Annotated in this window: 24 protein-coding genes; all 24 read right to left on the bottom strand. The window is 48.3% G+C overall.

The annotated features are described in order from the left end of the window. Positions 1-94: 94 nt before the first annotated feature. Positions 95-949 (bottom strand): spore cortex-lytic enzyme, encoded by an 855-nt coding sequence (sleB, locus tag DCC85_RS09065; RefSeq protein WP_108465296.1) that lies wholly within the window; start codon positions 947-949, stop codon positions 95-97. Positions 950-1,124: 175 nt separating this feature from the next. Next, the gene (locus DCC85_RS09060) at positions 1,125-3,794 is read right to left on the bottom strand and encodes an FtsK/SpoIIIE family DNA translocase (protein ID WP_108465295.1); all 2,670 of its coding nucleotides are present in this window, start codon (positions 3,792-3,794) and stop codon (positions 1,125-1,127) included. A gap of 70 nt (positions 3,795-3,864) precedes the next feature. After that, on the bottom strand, positions 3,865-4,095 hold the full coding sequence (locus DCC85_RS09055) for a YlzJ-like family protein (protein WP_108465294.1): 231 nt from the start codon (positions 4,093-4,095) through the stop codon (positions 3,865-3,867). After that, positions 4,092-4,850 carry a ClpP family protease gene (locus DCC85_RS09050; protein WP_108465293.1) on the bottom strand — a complete coding sequence of 253 codons (759 nt, stop codon included), beginning with the start codon at positions 4,848-4,850 and terminating at the stop codon, positions 4,092-4,094. The genes DCC85_RS09055 and DCC85_RS09050 overlap by 4 nt, the downstream gene beginning before the upstream one ends. A gap of 209 nt (positions 4,851-5,059) precedes the next feature. Then, complete coding sequence (locus DCC85_RS09045) at positions 5,060-6,739, bottom strand: ribonuclease J (RefSeq protein ID WP_108465292.1); 1,680 nt, start codon at positions 6,737-6,739, stop codon at positions 5,060-5,062. A 351-nt stretch (positions 6,740-7,090) separates the two neighbouring features. Then, a complete protein-coding gene (gene dapA, locus DCC85_RS09040) occupies positions 7,091-7,966 on the bottom strand; it encodes a 4-hydroxy-tetrahydrodipicolinate synthase (protein WP_108465291.1) in 876 nt (291 codons plus the stop codon). A 32-nt stretch (positions 7,967-7,998) separates the two neighbouring features. Further along, entirely contained in the window at positions 7,999-9,216 is a 1,218-nt protein-coding gene (dapG, locus tag DCC85_RS09035) for an aspartate kinase (RefSeq protein WP_108465290.1), read from the bottom strand. Positions 9,217-9,292: 76 nt separating this feature from the next. Further along, a complete protein-coding gene (locus tag DCC85_RS09030; protein ID WP_108465289.1) occupies positions 9,293-10,327 on the bottom strand; it encodes an aspartate-semialdehyde dehydrogenase in 1,035 nt (344 codons plus the stop codon). A 60-nt stretch (positions 10,328-10,387) separates the two neighbouring features. Beyond that, complete coding sequence (locus DCC85_RS09025) at positions 10,388-10,981, bottom strand: dipicolinate synthase subunit B (RefSeq protein ID WP_108465288.1); 594 nt, start codon at positions 10,979-10,981, stop codon at positions 10,388-10,390. Continuing rightward, a complete protein-coding gene (gene dpsA, locus DCC85_RS09020; protein ID WP_108465287.1) occupies positions 10,978-11,880 on the bottom strand; it encodes a dipicolinate synthase subunit DpsA in 903 nt (300 codons plus the stop codon). Before dpsA ends, DCC85_RS09025 begins: the two co-directional genes overlap by 4 nt. A 172-nt stretch (positions 11,881-12,052) precedes the next feature. Beyond that, complete coding sequence (gene dut / locus DCC85_RS09015) at positions 12,053-12,508, bottom strand: dUTP diphosphatase (RefSeq protein WP_108465286.1); 456 nt, start codon at positions 12,506-12,508, stop codon at positions 12,053-12,055. Beyond that, positions 12,480-13,745, bottom strand: coding sequence for a M16 family metallopeptidase (locus tag DCC85_RS09010; RefSeq protein WP_108465285.1), 1,266 nt, complete (start codon positions 13,743-13,745; stop codon positions 12,480-12,482). The genes dut and DCC85_RS09010 overlap by 29 nt, the downstream gene beginning before the upstream one ends. Before the next feature lie 133 nt (positions 13,746-13,878). Next, positions 13,879-14,841, bottom strand: a complete 963-nt coding sequence (locus DCC85_RS09005) for a polysaccharide deacetylase family protein (RefSeq protein WP_108467782.1) — start codon at positions 14,839-14,841, stop codon at positions 13,879-13,881. Positions 14,842-15,044: 203 nt separating this feature from the next. After that, positions 15,045-17,144: a polyribonucleotide nucleotidyltransferase gene (pnp, locus tag DCC85_RS09000; RefSeq protein WP_108465284.1), complete on the bottom strand. Its 2,100-nt coding sequence runs from the start codon at positions 17,142-17,144 to the stop codon at positions 15,045-15,047. A 166-nt stretch (positions 17,145-17,310) separates the two neighbouring features. Continuing rightward, positions 17,311-17,580 (bottom strand): 30S ribosomal protein S15, encoded by a 270-nt coding sequence (gene rpsO, locus DCC85_RS08995; protein WP_108465283.1) that lies wholly within the window; start codon positions 17,578-17,580, stop codon positions 17,311-17,313. A gap of 175 nt (positions 17,581-17,755) precedes the next feature. Continuing rightward, positions 17,756-18,694 (bottom strand): bifunctional riboflavin kinase/FAD synthetase, encoded by a 939-nt coding sequence (locus tag DCC85_RS08990; protein ID WP_108465282.1) that lies wholly within the window; start codon positions 18,692-18,694, stop codon positions 17,756-17,758. Between the two features lie 78 nt (positions 18,695-18,772). Then, positions 18,773-19,699, bottom strand: coding sequence for a tRNA pseudouridine(55) synthase TruB (gene truB, locus DCC85_RS08985; RefSeq protein ID WP_108465281.1), 927 nt, complete (start codon positions 19,697-19,699; stop codon positions 18,773-18,775). Beyond that, positions 19,696-20,673, bottom strand: a complete 978-nt coding sequence (locus DCC85_RS08980) for a DHH family phosphoesterase (RefSeq protein ID WP_108465280.1) — start codon at positions 20,671-20,673, stop codon at positions 19,696-19,698. The genes truB and DCC85_RS08980 overlap by 4 nt, the downstream gene beginning before the upstream one ends. 16 nt (positions 20,674-20,689) lie before the next feature. Continuing rightward, positions 20,690-21,043, bottom strand: a complete 354-nt coding sequence (rbfA, locus tag DCC85_RS08975; RefSeq protein ID WP_108465279.1) for a 30S ribosome-binding factor RbfA — start codon at positions 21,041-21,043, stop codon at positions 20,690-20,692. A 124-nt stretch (positions 21,044-21,167) separates the two neighbouring features. Continuing rightward, positions 21,168-23,762, bottom strand: coding sequence for a translation initiation factor IF-2 (gene infB / locus DCC85_RS08970; RefSeq protein WP_108465278.1), 2,595 nt, complete (start codon positions 23,760-23,762; stop codon positions 21,168-21,170). Beyond that, positions 23,755-24,078, bottom strand: a complete 324-nt coding sequence (locus DCC85_RS08965) for a L7Ae/L30e/S12e/Gadd45 family ribosomal protein (RefSeq protein WP_108465277.1) — start codon at positions 24,076-24,078, stop codon at positions 23,755-23,757. The genes infB and DCC85_RS08965 overlap by 8 nt, the downstream gene beginning before the upstream one ends. Continuing rightward, the gene (rnpM, locus tag DCC85_RS08960) at positions 24,071-24,382 is read right to left on the bottom strand and encodes an RNase P modulator RnpM (RefSeq protein WP_108465276.1); all 312 of its coding nucleotides are present in this window, start codon (positions 24,380-24,382) and stop codon (positions 24,071-24,073) included. Before rnpM ends, DCC85_RS08965 begins: the two co-directional genes overlap by 8 nt. Positions 24,383-24,409: 27 nt before the next feature. Beyond that, positions 24,410-25,507, bottom strand: coding sequence for a transcription termination factor NusA (gene nusA, locus DCC85_RS08955; protein ID WP_108465275.1), 1,098 nt, complete (start codon positions 25,505-25,507; stop codon positions 24,410-24,412). 45 nt (positions 25,508-25,552) lie between these two features. Beyond that, positions 25,553-26,014: a ribosome maturation factor RimP gene (rimP, locus tag DCC85_RS08950; RefSeq protein ID WP_108465274.1), complete on the bottom strand. Its 462-nt coding sequence runs from the start codon at positions 26,012-26,014 to the stop codon at positions 25,553-25,555. Positions 26,015-26,106: the final 92 nt, after the last annotated feature.

The raw sequence follows: 26,106 nt of genomic DNA, 5'->3' as shown, positions 1-26,106 counted from the left end.
TTTTTGTAAAATGTAGTTCCATTCTATACCAACCCAAAGGAAAGAAGCAACCAGACTTAAGTGCGGTTGGTTGCTTCTTGTCAAGCTATATTTTTTACATACAAAAGATATGCGCACCGATGGTTTTCACTTGAGGACGAGACCAAATCCACTTCGAAGTGGCCGTTTCCGGATTGAAATAGTAAATACAGCCGTCAGTTGGATCCCATCCGCTTAATGCTTGTCTAACCGCCTTCTTGGATGACTCATTCGGCTCTAGCCAGATCTGGCCATCAGCAACTGCGGTGAACGCTCCTGGCTGAAAGATTACTCCAGACACCGTATTGGGGAAACTCGGGGATTTCACCCGGTTGAGGATAACAGCTGCAACAGCCACCTGTCCCTCAAACGGCTCCCCGCGAGCCTCACCGTTCACGGCATTGGCCATGATTTTCAGATCATTCTCAGTGAGTCCAAGCGAATTGGCAGACGCCATGGAGGCATCTTTGCCTCCTCCAGAATTCTTCTCAGTCGCAGACTGTGCGGCATTCCCCTCCGAAGCTGCGGCTCCCGCGTTGGCGTCAGGATTCGGATTATAAGAGGATGCTTTAGGGCGCCAATGCTTAGTTGCATTGTAAAGCTTAAGCTTAGTTTGTCCACCCGCAACTCCATCCGCCTTCATCCCAAATGCTTTCTGGAACTCCATTACAGCTGTCCGCGTGGACGTACCAAAGTGACTGTCCTGCTTTCCATGATAAAACCCTAAAAACTCCAAACGACCCTGAAGCTCATACACATCTTGACCGAATGCGCCGGTTTGGAGAACTTGATTGCTGAAGACAGGCTCAGCTTTCTCCTGAACGGGCATCTTACGGGCTACCGGTGCCTTCTGGATTTGATATACGCTCACAGCCGTAAAAATCAGAAGCAGCGATAAACCAGTGATTAACCAGAACTTTAGGTTTTTCATATGTTTAGCTCTACCTTTCTCTTGTGGGTTTAACCAAGGGTGGGTAACTTTAGTATGACATGCGATGCCGCTTCCTATGCATGACTCTTCCTGCAGCTCCGCTGAACCGCCGGTCACAGCCAAAAAAGGCCCTACCGGAAACCCGGCAGGGCCAAAAAGCTATGGATTAGGTTTGCTATGAGCTAATCTTACTCTGACGGTACTGTTCCACCGAAATGAGCACCTCTCGCGGTTTGCTTCCTTCATACGGACCGACAACGCCTCTGGCTTCCATAGAATCAATCAGCCTTGCGGCGCGCGTATAGCCTACTCTCATTCTGCGCTGAAGAAGTGATACCGACGCCTGTTTGGCCTCCACAACTATTTGAACTGCTTGATCGTACAGCTCGTCCAATTGTTCTTCCGGCTCCTGGATCGTCTCATCCACTTCAGGCACCAGACTTTCATCGTATTCAGCTTGTCCCTGATCGCGGACAAAATTCACAATATTCTCCACTTCCTGATCGCTCATGAAAGCACCTTGCACACGGACTGGCTTGGAAGCCCCCATGGGCATAAAGAGCATATCCCCCCGGCCAAGCAGCTTCTCGGCTCCTGCCATATCGAGGATCGTTCGTGAATCGACCTGTGAAGATACGCCAAAGGCAATCCGGGATGGAATATTAGCCTTGATCACGCCGGTGATAACATCTACAGATGGGCGCTGTGTTGCAATAATGAGATGGATACCTGCAGCACGGGCCATTTGGGCCAGCCGGGCTATCGCATCCTCTACATCCCCGGCGGCGACCATCATCAGATCGGCAAGCTCATCCACAATAACAACAATATAAGGCAAAATGGCGGATGGGTTGTCCTTCATCAGATTATTATAGCCTTCTACATTCCGCGTACCTGACTTGGAGAACAGCTCATAGCGTTTCTCCATCTCAACCACGATCTTCTTGAGTGCGAGCGAAGCTCTCTTCGGATCGGTGACTACGGGAGCGAGCAAATGAGGGATGCCATTATATACATTGAGCTCGACCATCTTAGGATCCACCATCATAAATTTCACTTCGTCCGGCTTGGCCTTATATAGAATACTGGTAATAATCCCGTTAATGCATACCGACTTCCCTGAGCCTGTAGCTCCTGCAACAAGCAAATGGGGCATCTTAGCCAAGTTACCCACAATCGTCTGACCTGAAATATCCCGTCCAAAAGCAATCGTAAGTTTAGCTTCGGCTTCCTGAAAAGTTGGTGTCTCCATAACCTCTCTCATCGTAACTACGGACACTTCATTATTAGGAACCTCAATTCCAATTGCCGATTTTCCCGGGATTGGAGCTTCCATTCGAATATCCTTTGCGGCCAAGGCTAGCGCAATATCATCTGTCAAATTAACAATACGGCTGACTTTCACTCCAATATCCGGCTGAATCTCGTACCGGGTTACTGCCGGACCCCGAACAACCTCAAGCACACGCGCCCTTACCCCAAAGCTTTCGAGCGTAGCCTCCAGCTTGCGGGCAGTGCTCATGTAATCCGCCTGATCCCCGGCTTTGCCTCCATTGGTTGGCTTCGACAGAAGCCTAAATGGCGGCAATTTATACGGCTTTGGAGCGGGCTTCGGAGGAACTGGAGGCTGTTCTCCCTCAGATACAGCTGGCTGCGGAGGAGGCTCCCCCGGCTCCGCCACCTGCGCTCCTTCTACTGCTGGATCATAAGAGTCTGGGGGCGCTGGGGATAGCTCTGAATCCTCCAGCCTATGCACATCATCCGCAGCATCTGCCAGATGCTCCTCCTCCGGCCAAGCTTCCTTATCGTCATCCAGAGAACGGTCCTCATTCTGGATATGATCGAAGAAGTCCCGAATAATGAGACCGGAATCCTCCCTCCCCGGCTTCATGATTGGTTCGGCATCCTCGTGATTCTCGTGGTCATAACTGACGTCATTCCAATTGATCACTCTGGCCTGTTCATTCTCGGAGATGCTGTCCTCTTGATACCGCTCATGAGCTTCATCATCAGATACATCCCTATGACGGTCCTTTAATCCAAGCAGCTGGAAGAAAGCTGGCTTAGCCTTTGCCTTCTGATGTTGAGCCACTTCTTCCTCGTAGTCCTCATCATCATCATCCACATACTCAGGCTCTCGAATAACAGGCTTGGCCTTTGAGGCCTTTGAGGCCTTTGAGGCCTTTGAGGAGACAGGAACCGGCTTCATCATTCTCATCTTTTTCCCAGCAAGCTTGGCAAGGTTGCCAATCCCACTGCGGGCCATTTGCGCCAGGTCCACAAATGAGAGGCTCGTAATCAGCATGAAGCTGACAGCATACATGACGATCATAATTAACTTGCTTCCTGCAAGTCCGAAGAGCATGCTGAGTAGGGCAAATTCGGCAGCCCCCACATAGCCCCCGCTAATATCCAGATTAAAGATCGCTACTGCCCCGCCGTAATCCGGCGCACTGAGCGCATGCTGCAAATCCAGCCTAACCTGGGTGAAAATGTGCCCCGGTGTAAGGCCCACCAGCGGCAACAGCTTCTGCCCCATTGCAGAGATGGTGCTGTTCAAAGCCAAGGTAAGCACCAATAACAAAGTGCCGCTTAGCCGCTGATTCCAGCCGTTAGGCCATTTTCGCTTAATCATGACATATAGACCTATGTATATACCTACTAATGGAATGACAAAGTAGAATTTGCCCAATAGCAGTGCAGCCATCTTGGATAACGATCTTCCAACCGCAGCTTCCCCCGACAGGGCAATAATCGAGAGTGTAATTAGGATGATCCCGTATATTTCATATTTCAATGCACCAGCTAATGTGGCGCGTTTTTTCTTTCGCTTTTTGCCGGCCAATCGGAACACCCCCAGATGACTATTATAGCATAATCACCTGGGAGCCAACATCCATTTTACCTATGCAGATTTAGCTTCTTGCTCTTAGTGCTGGGGCAAAAATAACTTCCGAACCCGGAGCATAAGCAGGATTCAAATAATCGTCCAGACTGCATCTTAATAGCCTTACAATGGTAGCTCTACGATCCGGCTCAATACGCACTTGAAGCAGAACTCCATTGACCTCCATTTCTGTATAAACCTCTTGCTCCTCATGGCCCTCCCAAAGCATCTCCTCGGGAATGATGGTATAAACCGTCATTGTGTCAGCCCCCCTGCAGGCGCCTGGCGTTTTGCTTCAACCAGTTGATTCAGCTTAACCATCGCCTCTCCGATTCCGCCTATACCGTCGATTAAGCCATATTTTACTGCATCTATCCCCCCTACAGCTGTTCCAATGTCTCGATTCAACTCCCCGGTCTTGAACATCAAGTCCTTGAACAGCTCTTCGCTAATGCGAGAATGGGCGGTTACAAAACGAACAACCCTTTCCTGCATTTTCTCTATATATTCAAAAGTCTGCGGTACTCCGATCACAAGGCCAGTCATCCGAATCGGGTGAATCGTCATCGTTGCACTTTCAGCTATGAAAGAATAGTCCGACGATACCGCAATAGGCACTCCAATGCTGTGTCCGCCCCCAATAACCACCGTTACGGTGGGCTTAGACAATGAGGCAATCATCTCAGCAATCGCAAGTCCTGCCTCCACATCCCCGCCTACGGTATTTAGCATAATGAGAATTCCCTCAATTTTAGCACTCTGCTCTGCAGCTACAAGCTGAGGAATGAGGTGCTCGTATTTGGTTGTCTTATTTTGGGGAGGCAGCACAAGATGCCCCTCAATCTGACCGATTATAGTTAGACAAAATATATTGGACGTTTCGGCTGGTGGAACGGCTGTTTGGCCAAATTGTTGAATATACTCTGCAACCGGCGGCTTTTGTTCTACAGGTGCGCTTACTTGGGGAGGAACCGTTTCCGTATCCGGAGACTGTTTTTGCGGCTGTTCACTCATCCATCTCTTCCTTTCGCTTTCGCTGTCAGGCAGCTAAAGATTACGTAACTGACATTAGTATGCCGAACATCTTCCCCGCTCTATACAAAACCAGCTCAGAACAAAAAGACCCCCAAATACATAAAGCCTCTTCTCCATCAGAACCGTCCAATGTTCTGTCAGAGAAGAGGCGACTGTGTGCCTAATCCGTTAAAGTGTTATACCCTAGATTAAACTTCCATAATAATTGGCAAAATCATCGGTCTGCGGCGGGTTTGCTCATAAAGGAAACGTCCCAGCGCTTCTTTGACATTAGTCTTTAAGGAAGCCCACTCGTTAACCTTCTCACTCATCAGCTTCTCCAGTGTGCTGGATACGATCCGGTTGGCCTCATCCAAAAGACCTTCGGACTCACGCACATAGACAAATCCTCTCGAGATAATATCCGGACCGGAGACAATTTTGCCATCCTGCTTGCTCAAGGTAACTACGACTACCAGGATACCGTCCTGCGACAGCAGCTTGCGGTCACGAAGCACGATATTGCCGACATCACCCACGCCAAGACCATCAATCAGAACGTTACCCGCAGGCACTTTACCGGCTTTACGGGCCACGCCATTTTGAATCTCGATGGTATCACCGATATCAATGAGGAAGATATCCTCGGATTGAATTCCTACTGCTTCCCCTAGCAGTGCATGTCTGCGAAGCATGCGGTATTCCCCGTGAATCGGGATGAAGAACTTCGGACGCATCAGATTCAGCATAAGCTTAAGCTCTTCCTGGCTACCGTGTCCAGATACGTGCACTCCCGAATTGGAGCCGCTATAGATAACTTCTGCCCCCAAACGGAATAATTCGTCGATAGTTCGTCCCACATATTTTTCATTTCCTGGAACAGGAGTAGCTGCAATGATAACCGTATCGCCTGGCAAAATATCCACCTTGCGGTGAGTAGAACGGGCCATCCGCGTAAGTGCGGACATCGGTTCGCCCTGGGAGCCTGTACATAAGATGACAACCCGATCCGCTGCCATCTTGTTTACTTCTTCCGGCTCGATCAGAATGCCGTCAGGTACATTCAAATAACCAAGTTCGGAAGCGATGCTTACTACATTCACCATACTTCTTCCAATAATGGTTACTTTACGGTTCGTATTATAGGCAGCATCAATAACCTGCTGTACACGGTGAACGTTTGAAGCGAAGGTTGCAACCACTACCCGCTGTTGTGCCTTGCGGAAAATGTCGTCAAGAACAAGGCCGACATTCTTCTCAGAAGGAGTAAATCCTGGTTTCTCAGCATTTGTACTGTCTGACAGCAGGGCAAGTACTCCCTTGCTGCCAATTTCAGCCATCCGCTGTAAATCCGCAAATTGACCATTGACAGGTGTATGGTCAAACTTAAAGTCACCGGTATGCACTACATTGCCTTCCGGAGTTTCGATGCATACACCAACAGAATCCGGAATACTATGGTTTGTCTTGAAGAAAGTTGCTTTGAGCGAGCCGCCCAGCTGAATCTCCGAATCAGCGTTAATCAGAATTCGTTTGGTCTCTCCCAGCAGGTTCGCTTCCTTCAGTTTGTTCTCTACTAGGCCCAGTGTAAGCTTGGTGCCATAAACAGGCACATTCAAGTTTCTAAGCACATAAGGCAGACCACCGATGTGATCTTCGTGACCATGTGTTAGCACAATTCCTCTTACCTTATCACGATTCTCCGTCAAGTAAGTAATATCAGGAATGACAATATCAATTCCAAGCATGTCCTCTTCTGGGAACTTAAGCCCGGCATCAATGACAACGATATCATTCCCGTATTGGACAACGTACATGTTCTTACCGATTTCTGCCACACCGCCCAGCGCGAAGATCGTTAATTTATCAGTATTATTTTTTTTGGACAAGTGAATCTAACCCTCCTATAAGTTTGGACGTCATATTGTTGTTTCGATATAAGAAGAGCCTACTTCTCATAAAAAGACTCTGTCGTCGCAAGAATAAACTTCCGCTGCTCGCGGCCACCTGCGTTGAAGAACTTTCCGTTGGAAGTTTGTTCTTATATAAATATTCAAATATATACCGCACCCAGTCACTTGAACCCATTATACATGATTAAATTGCCAAAATACAAGTCAGGAACTAAGCCGTATTTTTATATATACCTTCTCACAAAAGGAAAAAACCGATGCTCCCTGAGGGAGTATCGGTTTTTAGCAGGTTATCCTGTAAATGCAAATCATTGATTATATTAGTGATTAGTGAAGCAGCTCTCTGACAAAAGCCGCCTCTTCCTCTGTCGCTTGCACAAGAGGAAGGCGAACAGAACCAACCCGGATGCCTAGCTCGTTCAGAGCCACCTTTATAGCCACTGGATTAGGCACCGGATGCGGACAAGCAAACAGGCCTTTGAAGATAGGCAGCAGCTCTTGGTGAAGCTTGGCAGCTGTCTGAATCTCCCCGTTCACATATGCACCAATCATCTCCTGCATTTGAGGCCCGCGAATGTGACTTGCTACGCTGACAATACCATATGCACCTACAGACAATGCTGGAAGCGCTGCTGAATCATCACCGGAATACACTTTGAAATGTGACGGTGCCATAGCAGCAATCGTAGCCACCTGTTCAATCGACGCGCATTCCTTCACGGCCACTACATTACGCAGTTCTGCCAAGCGCAGCGTAGTCTCGGCCGTCATATTGATAACCGCCCGGCTTGGAATGTTATACAGCATGATTGGCAGGGATGTTGACTTGGCAATCGCTTCAAAATGACGGTATAAGCCCTCTTGATTCGGCTTGTTGTAATAAGGTACAACGAGCAATGCTCCATCAACCCCAAGCTTCTCTGCCTCACGGGTTAAATGAATAGAATGAGCGGTGCTGTTGCTGCCAGTACCGGCGATAATTTTGCAACGGCCAGCCGCATGCTTCACTGCAAAATCAAGCATGTGGAGCTTCTCTTCCTCCGTAAGCGTCGGTGACTCGCCTGTCGTACCGCATACAACCAGGGTGTCGGCCTTCTGCTCCTCAATCAAATAGTCCACAAGCTTGGCTGTTTGATCCCAATCAATGTTCCCATTGTCGTCAAATGGTGTAACCATCGCTGTAATTAATCTTCCGAAATCCACCTGTACCCCTCCTGCTTGTTTATTCACGCACTCTACATGTGCAGTTCAAATTTAGTATGAAGTGCCCGCAATGCCGGTACCATATCCTCTTTATTTACCAGAACCCAGATCGTCGTATTGGAGTCTGCCGACTGCAATATTTGAATATCATGCTCGGTCAAGGCCTCTACAATCTTAGCCATAATGCCGGGAACCCCATTAATACCGCCGCCAATGACGGATACCTTGGCACAGCCCTTCAACATCTTAGGCAATAATCCTAGCTTCTCCAGCTCAGCCGCAGCCCGCTCTGCTTGATCATCAAAGACGGTATATACAACACCGCTTGGGGTTACATTAATAAAATCGACACTGATCCCATGCTCTGCCATGGTCTTGAATACCTGCAGCTGTAAATGATGTCTTCGCTCATCCGATTCGACCGTAATTTGAGTCACATTACCGACATAAGCAATGCCTGTTACAAGACGATCAATCATCCCTGTCTGAACATCCTTGAAGCCCTCTGGGTTCGCTACAAGCGTTCCTTCACTGTCGCTAAAGGTAGATCTGACCCTAATCGGAACTCCGGCCTGCATCGCAATTTCGACCGCTCTAGGATGAATAACCTTGGCGCCTTGGTGAGCCATATTGCATATTTCAGTATAGCTGACATACGCGAGCGGTTTGGCATCCTGTACAATCCTAGGATCTGCCGTTAAAATACCATTCACATCGGTATAGATATCGACCATCTCAGCATGAAGAGCCGCACCCAGGGCTGTTGCCGATGTGTCACTGCCGCCGCGGCCAAGGGTTGTAAACTCGCCACTCGCACTTTGTCCTTGAAACCCCGTCACGATCACAACATCTTTGTGCTCCAGATCGTCCAGAATTCGGCTTGGTACAACATCCAGAATACGCGCATTTCCGTATGTGTCATCTGTCTTAAAACCAGCCTGTGCTCCCGTAAGTACGCTTGCTGTAATCGACCTTGCTTCCAGAAGACTGCATAATGTCGTTGCCGAGATAATCTCGCCGCAGCACATCAGGAGATCTCTTTCCCTTGTAGGTAGAGCATTCCCATTCTTCTCTATAAGGTCCAGGAGTGTGTCTGTTGCGTAAGGATCTCCCTTGCGACCCATCGCCGATACTACAACCACTAGGCGATATCCCCGCTCCAGTTCTCTTTGAATATGGCCAATTACTTGTTCTCTTGCTTCGGAAGTAGCCATCGATGTACCCCCGAACTTTTGCACCATTATGCGCATGGAACAAACCTCCAATGTAAAGTGCAAGAAAAGACGGCCGATTGCTCGGCCGATCCTTATTCAAACCTTTTTATATTTATGCTTGGGAGACAAAAGTCTCTGCAATCTGCACGGCATTCCAGGCAGCACCCTTGAGCAGGTTGTCTGAAACAATCCACAGATTCAAGCCTTTGCTATTCGTCAAATCGCGGCGAATTCGGCCTACAAACACCTCGTTCTTCCCTGCCGCTTCTGTTGCAAGCGGATAGGATTGGGTGGTCGGATCATCCACAACAACGATTCCAGGAGCTTCGGACAGCAGTTTTCTAACCTCGTCCAGCTCATAGTCGTTCTTCAGTTCTACATATACAGACTCGGAATGACCATACACCACAGGGATGCGGACACATGTTGCCGTTACCTCAACGGATTCGTCGCCGAAAATTTTCTTTGTCTCCCGAACCATCTTCATTTCTTCCAGAGTATAGCCGTTATCCTGAAACTTATCAATTTGCGGTATTGCGTTGAAGGCAATCTGATGCTTAACCGGCAATGACCCTACAGGCAAAATATCAGGAGTCGTCGATCCCGACTCAAGCACCTCTTTGCTTTGACGATTGAGCTCTTCAATGGCACGGCTGCCCGCGCCCGAGACCGCTTGATAAGTAGAAACAATAATCCTGGAAATCCCAAATCGGTCATACAAAGGTTTCAAGGCTGCTACCATTTGAATTGTCGAGCAATTCGGATTAGCGATAATTCCCTGATGCTTAGCGATCTGTTCAGAATTGACTTCAGGCACAACAAGCGGTGTATTAGGGTCCATCCGAAATGCGTTCGTATTGTCGATGCAGACGGCACCATGACGAACAGCATGTGGAGCCAGTGCCTTCGACACATCTCCGCCTGCGCTGAACAGAGCAATGTCAATGCCTTCAAAACTGTCCGGGCCAGCTTCTTCAACGGTAATCTCCTGTCCCTTGAACGTCACGACGCTTCCTGCAGAACGGGCAGATGACAGCAGCTTCAGCTTATCGATTGGAAAATCACGTTTCTCTAATAATCCGATAATCTGTTCCCCAACTGCTCCAGTCGCGCCAACGACCGCGACATTAAATTTCGTTTTACTCATCTGGCACGTCTCCCTCTCTTTTACTATCTATATGGTAAATTTAGTGAATCAGCTATGTTATTAAGATTGGACACGTTGAACAAGCATCGGCTGATACTGTTTGCCTTGCATAGCAGCATAGCAGGCTTCTGGAATCAAATTCATGTCCGCAACCAGCGAATTCGGCTTGGCTACTGGACTGTCTTGACCGAACGGAACAAAATAAATGTTCTTTGCTACGAGCAGCTTGGCGATGTTGGCTGCATTTAAGCCGAGTCCATCGTTCGTAGATAGCGCCAGAACTACAGGTCTTAGATTGCGAAGCATAGCTTTTGCAGCCATTAATACAGGACTGTCTGTCATAGCGTTTGCCAGCTTGCTGGTCGTGTTTCCTGTGCAAGGAGCGATTACCAGCACATCCAACCGCTTGGATGGTCCTAGCGGCTCAGCATCAACAATTGTAGAAATAATATCATTCCCTGTAATGTCTTTCAACTGCTTTTGCCAGTTATCTGCTGTGCCAAATCGAGTATCTGTATTCATCACTGACGTTGATACAATTGGAACCACCTGTGCGCCGAGATCTACAAAGCGCTGTACCTGCGGCATGACTTCCTCCAAGGTGCAGTGCGATCCTGTTACAGCATAACCAATGGTTTTACCAGTCCAATTCACATTTCATCCCCCCGAGTCTTATACTCCTCCATGACCGATTGACAAATACAATTCGCCAATATGATACCAGCGGTTTTGGGAGCGACGATTCCGGGTAAGCCTGGCGCCAACATCGCCTTAATTCCACGCTTCTCAGCGAAGCGGAAATCCGTCCCTCCAGGGGCGGAAGCAAGGTCGATAATGACCGTCTTACGAGGCATTTTTGAGATGATTTGCGCTGTGACTATCATAGTCGGAATTGTATTAAAAAGCAAGTCAATGTCGCTCGACTGAGCGGCCAAATCCGCTGTCATAAAAGGCTTCCAGCCCATTTCCAGAGCGCGGGCATAGTGCTCGCTCCGCCTTACGCCTATCTTCACGTTAGCTCCCATTCCCTGGAGCGTGCGAGCCATCGTAAACCCTGTCCTCCCCATTCCCAAAACTATACAGTTCGACCCATGAATCGTTATGTTCGTATTTTGAATCGCGATCATTAAGGCCCCTTCGGCAGTCGGAATTGAATTGTAAATGGCCACATCATCGCGCTCCAGCATTTCGATAAGCCTAATGCCATGCTGTTCACATAAAGTCCTTAAGTAGTTTTTTGCCATTCCTGTATAGACCAGTGCATGTTTGGGCAGCGCGGCCAAATGTTCATCAAGCAGGGCCAACGTCTTATCTGAGAAGGGGGCCGAGACTTCCCCATTCTCATTCGTACCTACAATTGGAAGTACGAGCACATCTGCCGAAGATAAAAGCTCTCGGCTAACCTTCTCCTCTTCCTGTACTCCTGTAATTTTAGGTTCAAGCTGATCGAAGCCAACAATCTTCACAGCTGCGTCTAATTCCACACATTTACGGATAATTTCCAGCTGCCGCGCATCTCCGCCCAGAAAGACAAAGGTCAACCCGGTAAGCATTAGATGCCACTTCCTTTCCAAACTAGCCCAATATAGATTCATCTTATGCAGTTCATATGCTATGGGTGAAAAAACCAGCCGCAAAAAGCACGATAACCTATAATAAAAGCCCGGCGTCCATAGACCTAAACAGGTACTATGGACGCCGGGCTTACGTTCAGGCTATATTTAGTTAACTGCGTCCGGTATGACCAAAGCCACCCGCACCGCGTGCTGTCACGCTAAGCTCCTCCACCTGCTGCAGCTCAACTTCGGGCACCGCTTGAAACACCATTTGCGCAATACGTTCATTACGCTTAATAACAAACGGCTCTTCTCCTAAATTAATCAGCAGCACCTTAATTTCTCCTCGATAATCGGCATCGATCGTGCCTGGCGTATTCAGGCAAGTAATTCCATGTTTAAGAGCCAGTCCACTGCGTGGACGGACCTGTGCTTCAAGACCCGCTGGCATAGACAAGGCGAATCCCGAGGGAATCAAGCTGCGCTGACCAGGAGCCAGCGTCACTTCTTCCGTAACCGCCGCGTACAGATCGAATCCGGAAGCCAGCTCGGACATTTTACGGGGAAGCTCAATATCCTCATTTCCTTCAATACGTTTAATTTGTACCAGGTATGACAATTTCATCTCTCCTTACTCCTGCAATCACACGGTCCGATGCACCTACCATAGCTAATGCATATGGTTTGGCAAACATATGATTAATTACATAGTCTACATCGTCCATCTGAACCGCTTCAATTCGTTGAATCATTTCATCAAGCGTATAATGTCTGCCAAGCATTAGTTCATTCTTACCTAGCCGATTCATCCGGCTACCAGTGCTCTCCAAGCTCAAGATTAGGCTTCCCTTCAGCTGTTCCTTCCCTTTATGCAGCTCATCCTCGGTAATGCCTTTCGTCGCTACCTCATACAGAAGCTGCTGGGTCAAGTCCAGCACATCCTTAGTCTGCTTAGGCGCCGTACCGGCATACACTGTAAATAACCCGCTGTCCGAATAGGAGCTGTGATAGGAATAGACGGAATAGGCCAGGCCTCGCTTCTCCCGAATTTCCTGGAACAGTCTAGAGCTCATTCCCCCGCCCAGTGCATTGTTAAGGAGCACCATGGCATATTGACGCTCACTATCGATAGGCAGGCCCTGGAAGGAAAGACAGATATGGTTCTGTTCTGTTTTCTTGCGGTGGAATTTCAGTTCCCCCAGAAAATCAGGAGCCTGCAAATCGTCAGCCTCACCTTGCACATCGAACTCGCCAAAATACTTCTCAAGCAGTTCCAGCAGCTGGTCATTAATGTTACCCGCCACACTGATAACCGTATTGCTTAGTGTATACTTCTCCCGCATATAAGCGCGCAAATGTGACGGATTCATAGCCTCCAGTCGTTCTTCCGTGCCTAGAATCGGAAGTGCCAAGGAATGCTGTCCGTACGCTGCCTCCGAGACTAAATCATGCACCATATCATCCGGAGTATCCTCATACATTGAGATTTCCTCCAAAATGACGTTCTTCTCCTTGCGCAATTCCTCTTCATCCAGCAGAGAGCGGAAGAACATGTCTGACAGCACATCGACAGCAATGGGCAGATGCTCGTCCAACACTTTAGCATAGTAACAGGTATACTCTTTCGAGGTAAAAGCGTTCACATTTCCCCCGATCGCATCAAACTGCTCAGCAATTTCCTTTGCATTATAGCGCTCTGTTCCTTTGAACAGCATGTGCTCAATGAAATGAGATATTCCGTTCCTTTCCACACTCTCATTCCGGGAGCCGGTCTTCACCCAAATGCCAAAAGATACCGAACGGCAGGTCGGTATCTGCTCAAGAACCACACGCAGGCCATTTTTAAGTTGTGTTCTAATCACGAAAGGACCTCCTAGAGTTCCATGCCGCATTGCGGCATCTATTGATCATTATTCTCCGATACGATTCGTTCGGATTTCGGGTATTTTTTATAAGCCCGAGTCTTTCTGATATTAACAAAAATTGTGGGTTTACTCAACTCCCCGCATCCGTTACCCGATTTTCAGACAGAGTCTCCTCCACAGTGCCGACAGTATAACCCTTGGATTTCAAAACCCGAATGATGCCTTTTATCGACCCCTGTGTTGATGCTGTGGGGTGCATTAGAATTAAAGATCCCGCCTCTGCCTGTTTGCTAATTTTAGCGATGACTGAATCTGGAGAGGGATTGCGCCAATCCACGGTATCCACGGTCCACAGCACCGTTTTCAGTCCCTCTTCGGCGGCAATTTTCACAGTCCTTGCATCAAAATCCCCCGAAGGAGGAGCAAACCAGCGGTTGGTGACACCCAGTTTTTCGGATAGCAGCTTTTTGGTCTTGGTAATCTCCAGTCGTGCCCGCTCACTGCTAACCTGGCTCATATTCGGGTGAGAATAAGCATGATTCTCCAGCTGATGACCGCGCCGCTGTATTTCTTTAGCCAGCTCTACGTTCTTAGACAACCAGCTTCCATCAAGGAAAAAAGTAGCCTTCACTTTCTCTTCATCCAATGTATTCAATATGGAAGGCAGATACTCATTGCCCCATGCTACATTAATCATAAGCGCTGCCATCGGCTTAGCCTTATTTCCCCGATAAATGGGCTGAGCCTCCAGATCGTTCAGAGAAACTTTTGGCTTGATCTCACGAAATACAAATGGGATTGGCTTATCCGCGCTATATGGAGCCGTTCCTCCCTCAGTAATCCGCCGGTAGGTTTCCTCCACATCAACCTCACGTCCACTGTAGCCAGGGATCGCCTTCCACACCCTATCCACTACAGCATCAATCGGCTCAATGCGCAGGCCTTCCGCCTCCTGACGAATTCGGCTCATTAAGGCATCATCCTTAACCGGATCCTCACTCTGCATGAAAAATACCGGCTGACTGGCCGTCTCCGTCTTCCAATTCACAGTGTCTATGTAAGCTTGAACATCTCCAAAATATCCAGCCAGCATCGCGGTTACCAGACCCGCCGTTATTGCAGCCGCTTTTTTTCGATTCACGGCTCTAGCTCCCTTCACATATCAACTTTGTCCCATTGTATGTGAAATCAGAAAAAATTATGTACGGGCATCGAGTTAAATCCGGGCATATAAAAAAAGAGCCAGAATAGATTCTGCCTCTTTTCCCGCCCTGCCGAAAAGCTTCGGAAGGTTGCTTATTTCTCAGGTGCCTCTGGGGTAAGAACCGCCTTGCGGGAAAGATTGACCCGTCCCTGCTGGTCGATTTCCGTTACCTTTACTGTAATCACATCACCAATAGCCAGTACATCTTCCACTTTGCCTACGCGTTCCGTAGAGATTTGCGAAATATGCACGAGGCCATCCTTGCCTGGAAGGATTTCAACAAATGCACCAAATTTCTCAATACGTTTAACGGTCCCGGTATAGATTTCACCGACAACCACTTCTTTGACAATCCCTTCAATAATAGAGCGGGCCTTCTCATTCATCTCCTGGTTCGAAGAAGCGATAAACACGCGGCCGTCCTGCTCAATATCAATCTTAACACCGGTTTCTTCAATAATCTTATTGATGATCTTTCCGCCTGCACCAATGACATCACGGATTTTGTCCGGGTTAATATTCATGATCAGAATCTTAGGCGCATACTGTGAAAGAGATTCCTTCGGCTTCTCGATCACTTCTGTCATCTTAGAGAGAATGTGCATTCTTCCTTCACGTGCTTGGGTAAGTGCATCATTCAGGATTTGACGATCAATGCCAGCGATTTTGATATCCATTTGGATTGCGGTTACGCCTTCCTTCGTGCCAGCAACCTTAAAGTCCATATCCCCCAAGTGATCTTCCATACCTTGAATATCTGTCAGGATAGATACATGCTCCTCGTCCTTAATCAGACCCATCGCTACTCCGGCTACAGGTGCTTTAATCGGTACACCAGCATCCATCATCGCCAAGGTGCTTGCGCAAATACTTGCCTGCGAAGTGGAACCGTTCGATTCTAAAACTTCAGATACCAGACGAATGGTGTAAGGGAATTCAGACTCCGGTGGAATGACCTTGGACAAGGCTCTCTCTCCGAGCGCACCGTGACCGATCTCGCGACGTCCTGGAGCACGAAGCGGGCGAGCTTCACCTACGCTGAACGGCGGGAAGTTATAGTGATGCATAAAGCGCTTGGTTTCTTCAGGGTGGATGCCATCCAGAATTTGAACATCGCCAAGAGCACCGAGTGTACATACGCTGAGTGCTTGAGTTTGTCCACGGGTGAACAAGCCTGAGCCATGTGTGCGCGGGAGCAGGCTGATATCGCATTCGATCGGACGGATTTCGTCCAATTTACGGCCATCAGGGCGCACTTTGTCATGCGTAATCAAGCGGCGTACTTCTTCTTTGACGATATCATGCAGAACTTCTTTCACATCGCTAAGGAGCTCTGGTGATTCTATGTACTTCTGCTCAAAGAAGGCCACAGTCTCATCATTAATCACGTCAATTGCATCTTGTCGTGCATGCTTCTCAGCAATCTTCACGGCTTCTACCAGACGCTCTGCAGCAAATGCGCGAACCTCGCGATTAACCTCAGCATCTACAGCATGAAGCTTTACTTCCATCTTCTCTTTGCCGGCGATCTGTACAAGCTCTTCAATGGTGGCTACGATTTTCTTGATTTCATCATGGCCGAACATAATCGCTTCCAGCATAACTTCCTCAGGAACTTCGTTCGCCTCAGCTTCTACCATCATGATCGCGTCTTTGGTACCGGCAACGACCAGGTAGATATCGCTGACTTCCTGCTGTGCAATATCCGGGTTGATGACAAATTCACCGTTCACGCGCCCTACGGCAACGCCGCCAATAGGTCCGTCAAACGGAACATCTGAAATACTCAGCGCCGCAGAGGTACCAATCATAGCAGCAATCTCTGGAGAGCAATCTTGATCAACGCTCATCACCAGGTTAACGATTTGAACGTCATTCCGGAAGCCTTCCGGGAACAGCGGGCGAATCGGACGGTCTGTCAGACGGCTGGCAAGAATGGCCTTCTCACTTGGACGGCCTTCACGCTTAATGAATCCGCCAGGAATTTTACCTACAGCGTACAGCTTCTCTTCATAGTTAACGGTTAGCGGGAAGAAATCCAGATCTTTAGGCTCTGAAGATGCGGTAACTGTACACAGTACAGAGGTTTCTCCATAGCGTACCATCACGGCTGCGTTGGCTTGTTTTGCCAAACGGCCGGTTTCAAGCACTAAAGGTCTGCCTCCCAGCTCCATTTTTACATGTTTCTCCATGAAATCCCTCCTTTAAGGATAAAAATAATGTTCGGTACTGCTCTCATTATTTCCTGCTTGAGAGCAAATCATAATTACACTAAAAAGCAACCGAGCCGCCGCCGTTCGCTTCATATACAAGCGATCCGGCGGCAACCAGGCTGCTTTCGGTAAGAATCAAAAGAAATTAGCGACGCAGACCGAGCTTCTCGATCAATGCGCTGTAACGTTTTACGTCTTTGTTCTTCAAGTAAGCTAGAAGCTTACGACGTTGACCTACCATCTTCAGAAGACCGCGACGGGAATGATGATCCTTCTTATGCGTACGCAAGTGGTCTGTCAGGTTAGTAATGTTCTCCGTAAGGATAGCAATTTGCACCTCTGGGGATCCAGTATCGGATTCATGAGTTTTGTGTGCTTCGATCAACTGTTGTTTACGTTCTTGAGACAGTGCCATCCTGTTCACCTCCTTCATAATAATCGCCATTAGCCTCGTTACCGCCGGTGAGAGCATATAACCAAGCCAAGGTTAATATGTTGGTTCAATTATAGAAGGGAAATAAATAGCCCTTGAATTGAACAACATAGACTAGTATATCATAACTGCTCTTATAAAGTAAATATAAGTGCGGTTATTGAAGCTTCAATCTTGCAGTCTCCGCATCTCGTCCAATTTGTGCGATCAGTTCGTCCACTGAGCCAAACTTCCGCTCTTCCCGGAGAAAATCTATCAGCTGTACCGTTAATTCCTGCGTGTACAAATCGCCGCTAAAGTCGAGCAAATGCACCTCAACCTTCGGCTTTAGCTCCCCGCTATGAAAGGTCGGCTTCACACCAATGTTCATTACGCCAGGCAGCCATGTCTCCCCTGTTGACGCCAATACCGCATATACACCGTTTGCAGGCAAGACAAAATGCTCGGACAGCTCTACATTCGCTGTCGGGAAACCAATAAGTCGGCCTCGCTTCTCCCCATCCACAACAGAACCGCGAAGAACATATGGCCGGCCCAGCCATACCGCCGCAAGATCGACCTTGCCTTCCTTCAGCCATTTGCGGATGCCAGAGCTGCTAACCTTCTCGCCTTCTAACAAAAAGGCCGGCACGGTCTCTACCTCCATCTTGCCAGCTCCAAGTTTACGAAGCATATCAGCATGGCCTTCTCCTCGGTATCCAAATCTAAAGTCAAACCCTACTACAGCAGTATCGATCTGGAGCGGAAGCAGCATGTCATAGACAAAACACTGCGGACTCACTTGAGAAAAGGCTTCATTAAATTCAATAATATATAAATAATCTACGCCCATGCTTCTCAGAAGCTCTTCCTTCTCTTTAGGAGGCGTGAGATAACCGTCATAATCTCCCTTCTTCATAACCTCTTTGGGATGAGGATAGAAGGTCATAACAGAGACCGGCAATTCCTTCTGATGAGCCAAGGCCACTGCGGACTTAATGACTGCCTCATGCCCCAAGTGCAATCCGTCAAACTGACCGATAGCCACTACCTGCGGCTTAGCATAAGACTGAATATCATTTTGCGTGAGCGGATACTTTATCGTTATCGTCTGCATTTCATAATTCACCTGCAATTTACTGGATTATACCTGCAGCCTGTTCCAAAGTCCCTTAACTTTTATGCTGCCAGGCAATCAGGCTTCGTTCTGGGCAAATACCTTGACTGGAGCTATAGCACCAGATTCCGCTTCCCGTAGATAAATCCCTAGAAACCTACCGTTCGGATCGTACAAACGAAGCGCTTCTCCGCGATCTGGCAAAGGATTCACTACAGATGCAGACAGGCGCTGTCCTTGAAGAGCGGCTCGCACCTTCTCTTCACTTACCTCGGCAGAAGGCAGCTGGGTCACAGCTTGATCCACAGGGAGCAGCTTTGCTGCAAGACTGCCGTCGCGCACGGCCTCCTCAATCTGTTCCAAGGTCAGGCAGCTGGAATCCGGGATTCCTGCAGACATTGTCCGTCTCAATTCCGCCATAGCAGCTGGAACACCTAACGCTTTTCCGATATCCACACATAGTGTCCGAATGTATGTGCCCTTTGAGCATAGAGCGCGGAAGGAAACCTCCGGAAGAGACTTGCTCATATCGATGTCTATCAATTCAATCTGATGAATTGTCACTTCTCTTGGCTGGCGTTCTACCGTCTTCCCTTCTCTTGCTAATTCATACAGTCGTTTTCCATTCTGCTTCAGTGCCGAATACATGGGAGGAATTTGAGAAATTGTACCTTCAAATGATCGAATCACACTTCGAATTTCTTGCTCGGTAACTTGAACGTTCTCGCTGCGTTCTAATTCCTGGCCGGACAAGTCCTCAGTATCTGTGGCTAATCCCAGCACAAGCTTGGCTTCGTACTCTTTGGGCAATTCCTGAAGATACTCCACCATTCGCGTAGCCCGTCCAAGACAGAGGGGCAATACGCCTGTGACCAAAGGATCAAGTGTTCCGGTATGTCCAATTCGCTTCATTTTCAAGATACCCCGGGCTTTGGCCACTACATCGTGGGAAGTAAAACCCGCAGGCTTCCATACCGGAAGAATCCCTTCATAAGTATGACTCATAGCTGTTCCTTCACCCGCTCTACAACACGCGCCACTACTTCATCCAATGTGCCTTCCAGACGCGCCCCGGCCGCTCTTGTATGGCCGCCGCCTCCAAAACTTTGACATACAGCGGCTACATCCACATTTCCTGCTGAACGCATGCTAACTTTCACCGCACGGTCATTGATCACCTTAAACAGCATGCCTACTTCAACACCCATCACATTGCGCGGATAGTTAACGATCCCCTCAAGATCCTCGTGAATAGCTCCACATTCGGCCAAATCTTCATCTGTAATACTCACCCAGCTTATTCTGCCATCCTCTGTACGCTCCAGCTTATTGAGCGCACGAGTCAAGATCTTAAGCTGGGAAAATGTCATCTGTTCAAGCAGCTTTTCGGATAGGCCTGGACCATCCACCCCATACTCCAACAGTTTGGAGGCAATTCTCATAACCTCTGGCGTAGTATTGGAATACCGGAAGCCCCCTGTATCTGTCAGCAGCCCCGTGTAAATCGCCGTCGCTGCATCAACATCCAGCGGAAAGTCAAATGCAAGGAGCAAATCAAACAAGATCTCAGCAGTAGCTGCGGCTTGTGGCCGGATTAAATTGACAGAGCCGTAAGCATCATTCGTCGGATGATGGTCAATATTTAGTATCAGGGCACCCTCCTCAAAGCAGTTTTTGGTTTCACCAACCCGCTGAAAGTCAGCACAGTCTACACAAATAATGTACTTATATGTACGTCCTGGAGAAGTTTCAGACAAGTTGAGAATTTGATCCGCATGCCACAGATAACTCATTCTGCGTGGGATGGGGCCCTCATTGATCATGGTGTATTTTTTGCCCAGACATGACAGAAGCCAGCCCACCGCTAGGGTGGAACTGACTGCGTCTCCGTCCGGCTGTACATGCGACACTACGAGGAAATCATCATGCTCTTTGATGAATGCCACGGCATTCAGGAGCTCCCGTTCATTGGTCTGCATCGCCGTCTCCTTTACTTCAATTGGTATCTTCTTTGGTAATTTCACCCAGCAGCTTCTCAATCCGGCTGCCATAGGCAATTGACTCATCAATCTTAAAGATCAGTTCTGGCGTGTGGCGCAGCCGGATCGCTTTGCCCAACTCGCTACGCAAAAATCCGGTCGCTTTCTCAAGTCCCTTCAGAGAATTATTCTTCTGTTCTTCATCTCCGAATACACTCAAATATACTTTAGCCTGGGACAAGTCGTTTGTTACGTCAACACCGGTAACGGTGACAAATCCAATCCGCGGATCCTTAAGCCCACTCTGAATAAGTACGCTCAGCTCCTTCTTGATTTGCTCACCTACACGGCCTGCACGATTATTAGCCATGATGTACACCTCTCTATCTATCCTTGAAAGCACCGGCCCAAGTGGAGCCGATGCTTTCAAGGCGGCTTTTGCCGCTAATGTCATTATGGTTGTATAAGCTTAATTTCATCCTTGATGCTACAGATTAACGTTCAACCGTCTCCATGATGAAGGCTTCGATAACATCGCCTTCTTTGAGATCATTGTAATTATCAAGCGTGATTCCGCACTCGTAACCTTGTGCTACTTCCTTGGCATCATCCTTGAAGCGTTTGAGCGAGTCGATCTTACCCTCAAAGATAACTATGCCGTCGCGGATAAGCCGCGCTTCTGCAGAGCGAGAAATCTTACCGGAGGTAACCATACAGCCGGCAATTGTACCCACCTTGCTGATTTTGAAGGTATTACGTACTTCCGCATGGCCAATTACGCTCTCTTTGTATACTGGATCCAGCATACCCTTCATCGCCTGCTCGATTTCTTCAATTACATTATAGATAACACGATGCAAGCGAATATCTACCTTCTCCTGCTCAGCTGTCTGCTTCGCTTGAGCATCCGGACGAACGTTGAAACCAATCACAATCGCGTTGGATGCTGCTGCCAGTATAATATCAGACTCTGTGATGGCACCTGCACCGCTATGAATAATCTTAACTCGTACGCCTTCAACTTCAATCTTGGCAAGAGAACCCTTCAAGGCTTCTACCGAGCCTTGTACGTCACCTTTAATAATAACGTTAAGGTCTTTAATTTCGCCTTCTTTAATTGCGTTGAACAGGTCATCCAGCGTAACACGCGTATTGGTGTTAAGCTCCGATTGACGCTGGGTGATCGCACGTTTGTCAGCAATGGAACGCGCTTTGCGCTCGTCCTCAAATACCATGAACGGATCACCAGCACCAGGAACCTCTGTCAGACCCGTAATCTCAACCGGAGTAGAAGGCCCTGCTTCCTTAAGCCGGCGTCCCTTATCGTTAACCATAGCCCGAACACGACCGAAGCAGTTCCCTGCAACAAAGGCATCTCCAACCTTCAGTGTTCCGTGCTGTACCAACACACGTGCAACCGGACCCCGTCCTTTATCCAGCTCAGCTTCAATCACGGTACCGCGTGCACGTTTATCTGGATTTGCCTTATAATCATTAACCTCGGCTACGAGGAGAATCATTTCAAGCAGATCTTCCAGACCCATTCTTTGCTTGGCGGACACGTTAACAAAGATCGTATCTCCGCCCCATTCTTCCGGCACAAGCTCATATTCAGTAAGCTCCTGCTTCACCTTGTCAGGATTTGCACCCGGCTTATCAATCTTGTTGACTGCCACAATAATAGGCAATCCTGCAGCCTTAGCATGGTTAATGGCTTCCACGGTCTGAGGCATTACACCGTCATCTGCCGCTACCACAATAATCGTAATATCCGTGATCTGTGCACCGCGGGCACGCATGGCCGTGAAAGCTTCGTGACCTGGAGTATCCAGGAACGTAATCTTCTTGTTGTTAATCTCAACCTGGTAAGCACCGATATGCTGCGTAATTCCGCCAGCTTCGCCGCCAGTAACATTCGTTGAACGAATGGCATCGAGAAGGGTGGTCTTACCATGGTCAACGTGCCCCATGATAGTTACAACAGGAGGACGTTCCTTCAAATCAGCCGGTTCATCATTTTCTTCAACGGTCTCAAAACGGTCTTCCTCAACCGGAATCTTCACTTCGACCTCAACTCCGAATTCACCTGCCAGCAGCAGAATGGTGTCAATGTCTAGTTCTTGGTTGATCGTTGCCATAACACCCATGCCGATGAGCTTCTTAATAACTTCAGAAGCATCTTTGTGAAGCAGCTTCGCCGTCTCACCGACTGTCATATCTCCACGTACGATAATCTTCTTTGGCGTGTTATCAATCTTCTCACGGCGTTCCTGAGGCTGGGCCTTACCACCTCGGCCGCCTTTACCGCCACGATTGTTACCACGGAAGTTCCCGCCGTTTCTGTTATCATCAAACCGTTTTTGTCCAGGTCTTCCGTTATTGTTATTATTCTTCCTTGCTCCATCAGAGTTGGAACGAGTTTGGCCTTGGCCTCCACGACTTTGCCCGCCCCCGCCGGATTGAGGACGGGAATTCTGCTGACCGCCTTGACCTTGAGCCGGCCGACTCTGGCCGGGACGATTTGGGTTTGGACGGGAAGCCCCGCCTTGACTTTGACCTTGACCGCCGCTGCGGTTCTGGCCGCCTTGCTGGGAGCTGCGAGCTCCAGAATTTTGACGTTGTCCGCCTTGTTGACTGTTATGATTTGATTGCGACGACGCTGCGCCGCTACGTTGGTTGTTTGTTGTTGTATTTTTATTCATGCTTACCTGCTTTTCCATTTGAATTTTGTTATTGCTCGAATTGCCTTCTTTCGTCTGGTCGGCGCTGATCGAAGCTCCATGCCGCTGGCTGCCAGAAGAGCTGCCTGAGGTATTCGGTTTATGGCTTCCTCCTGCAGAAGCCGAAACCGCCGATTGAGCAGAAGCTTCGACGGAACCTGAACCTGCCTTCTTCACAGCTGCACTACTCTTGATATCCTTGAAAAACTGCTCGACCCGAGCAACAGCGCTATTTTCCATAACACTCATATGGTTATTCACCGGGATATCCAGACGTTTAAGAATCGTAATAATTTCTTTGCTGCTCATATTCAGTGATTTAGCGTATTCATACACTCTCAACTTATCTTTGTTATCTTGTTTACTCAATATACTCCACCTCCGACGTATTACTCACGGTTTTACGCAACAGATTTGCGAATCCTTGGTCCGTCAGCGCGAGCACCACCCTTTCAGGTTTGCCGACGCTGGCGCCGAGGTGCTCCCGATCAAATCCGATCAGCAAAGGTACTTTATAAGTTCCACATTTATCACGAAACTTCTTTTGTGTATTGAGCGAGGAATTCCCTGCAACAATGACCAGCTTGGCTTCTTTGGAACGAATCGCTTTGAGAACGATCTCGTCTCCAGATACCACCTTGCCGGCACGCATGGCCAAACCGAGCTGAGACAATGGATTACTCATCATCATCACTTCCGTTTTGGCCAGCAATAAACTGTTCTTCGACTTCCAGGAATTCCCTGGCAAGCTGCTCATAAATCTCTGGCTGCACCTGTGCCTTCAATGCGCGATCAAGCGCACGGTTCTTCTGAGCAAGTCTAAAGCAAGCCTCACTTCCGCACAAATATGCACCGCGGCCTGATTTCTTTCCGGTCAGATCAATCATGATCTCCCCTTCGGGCGTCTTGACCACTCGAATCAGTTGTTTCTTCGGCATCATTTCCTGACAGGCCACACACTTCCGAAGCGGTATCTTTTTAGATTTCATCTTGGCCCCCCCGCTTTCAGATCCATATTAGTCGACAGACACAGAATCCTGGTGCATTTCTCCACCGGACGAGATCGGTCTGCCAAATTCCTGTTCCGCCTGTGTCTCGCTCTTGATATCAATCTTCCAGCTGGTCAGCTTTGCAGCAAGCCTTGCATTCTGGCCTTTAATTCCAATCGCAAGAGACAGTTGATAATCCGGCACAATAACTCTGGCCATCTTCTCAGCTTCGAACACTTGAACTTCCAGTACCTTAGAAGGACTAAGCGCATTGGCTACATATTCTTGGACATCTTCAGAGTAGCGGACGATATCAATCTTCTCGCCCCGCAGCTCGTTAACGATAGTCTGTACGCGCTGGCCCTTCGGACCGACACAGGAGCCTACCGGATCAACTTCCTCATTACGCGAGTATACCGCGATTTTGGAGCGGAACCCAGCTTCACGAGCCACCGAACGAATCTCTACAACGCCATCATAGATTTCCGGAACTTCCAGTTCAAACAGACGCTTAAGAAGACCTGGATGTGTTCTGGACAGCAAAATTTGCGGCCCCTTCGTGGTATTCTCTACTTTAGTAATGAATGCTTTAATCCGGTCACCATGTTTGAATTTCTCGTTCGGCATCAGCTCATTCAAAGGCAAATGAGCCTCTACCTTACCCAGGTCTACATAGATATTGCGCAAATCCTGACGCTGTACAATGCCGGTCACGATATCTTCTTCCTTGTCCACAAAGGCATTGTAAATCAGCCCACGCTCGGCTTCACGAATACGCTGTGTTACAACCTGTTTAGCTGTCTGAGCCGCAATACGGCCAAAATCCCGAGGAGTTACCTCAATCTCGGCGACATCATCAAGCTGAAATCCCGGATTGATCTCACGTGCTGCAGGCACAGAAATTTCCGTGCGCGGATCCAGCACTTCCTCAACAACCAGCTTGCGCGCAAATACCTTAATAGCCCCAGTATGTCTGTTCATATCAACACGGACATTCTGGGCGGTGTTAAAATTTCGCTTGTAGCTGGAAATCAACGCCGCTTCGATCGCTTCGAACAAAATGTCTTTGCTGATTCCTTTCTCTCTTTCCAACTCATTCATAGCTTCAATAAAATCCATACTCATTTGCTTCAAGCTCCCCCTTTCAAGAATACCAAGCTGATCTTTAGCTTAAAAAATAATAGCCAGTCTGGCGCTGGCCACTTTGGAGTAAGGAATTGTGTACTGCTTCTTCCCGCTCTCAATGACCAGATCGTCATTGTCAAACGAAAGCAACCGTCCTTCAAATTCCTTCTGACCGTCCAAGGATTCGTATGTAGTCACAAATACGTCCTTTCCAACGGATTTGCGAACATCCTCAGGTTTTTTCAAAGGACGTTCAGCACCGGGAGATGAAACCTCGAGAAAATAAGCTGAGGGAATCGGGTCATTCTTGTCCAGCATCTCACTAACCACTTCGCTAATCCGCCCGCAGTCATCAATATCGATGCCGCCTTCCTTGTCCACAAAAATACGCAAAAACCAGTTGCTTCCCTCTTTCACATATTCCACATCAACTAGTTCAAAGCCATTTTCCGTCAAATAGGGGTGAATCATTTCCTCTACAGTCGCTTTGATCTTCGGTGTACTCAAACGTACCTACCTCCATAGCCATTCATTCCTATATACCAAAGAGTAAAGAGTGGGTCGCCCCACTCTTTAAACAACGGTTCTATCTCCATGAT

It is taken from the genome of Paenibacillus sp. CAA11 (assembly GCF_003060825.1).
Taxonomy (GTDB): domain Bacteria; phylum Bacillota; class Bacilli; order Paenibacillales; family Paenibacillaceae; genus Fontibacillus.
The sequence above is the reverse complement of the archived record's forward strand: the minus strand, read 5'-3'. Positions and strand labels throughout refer to the sequence as shown.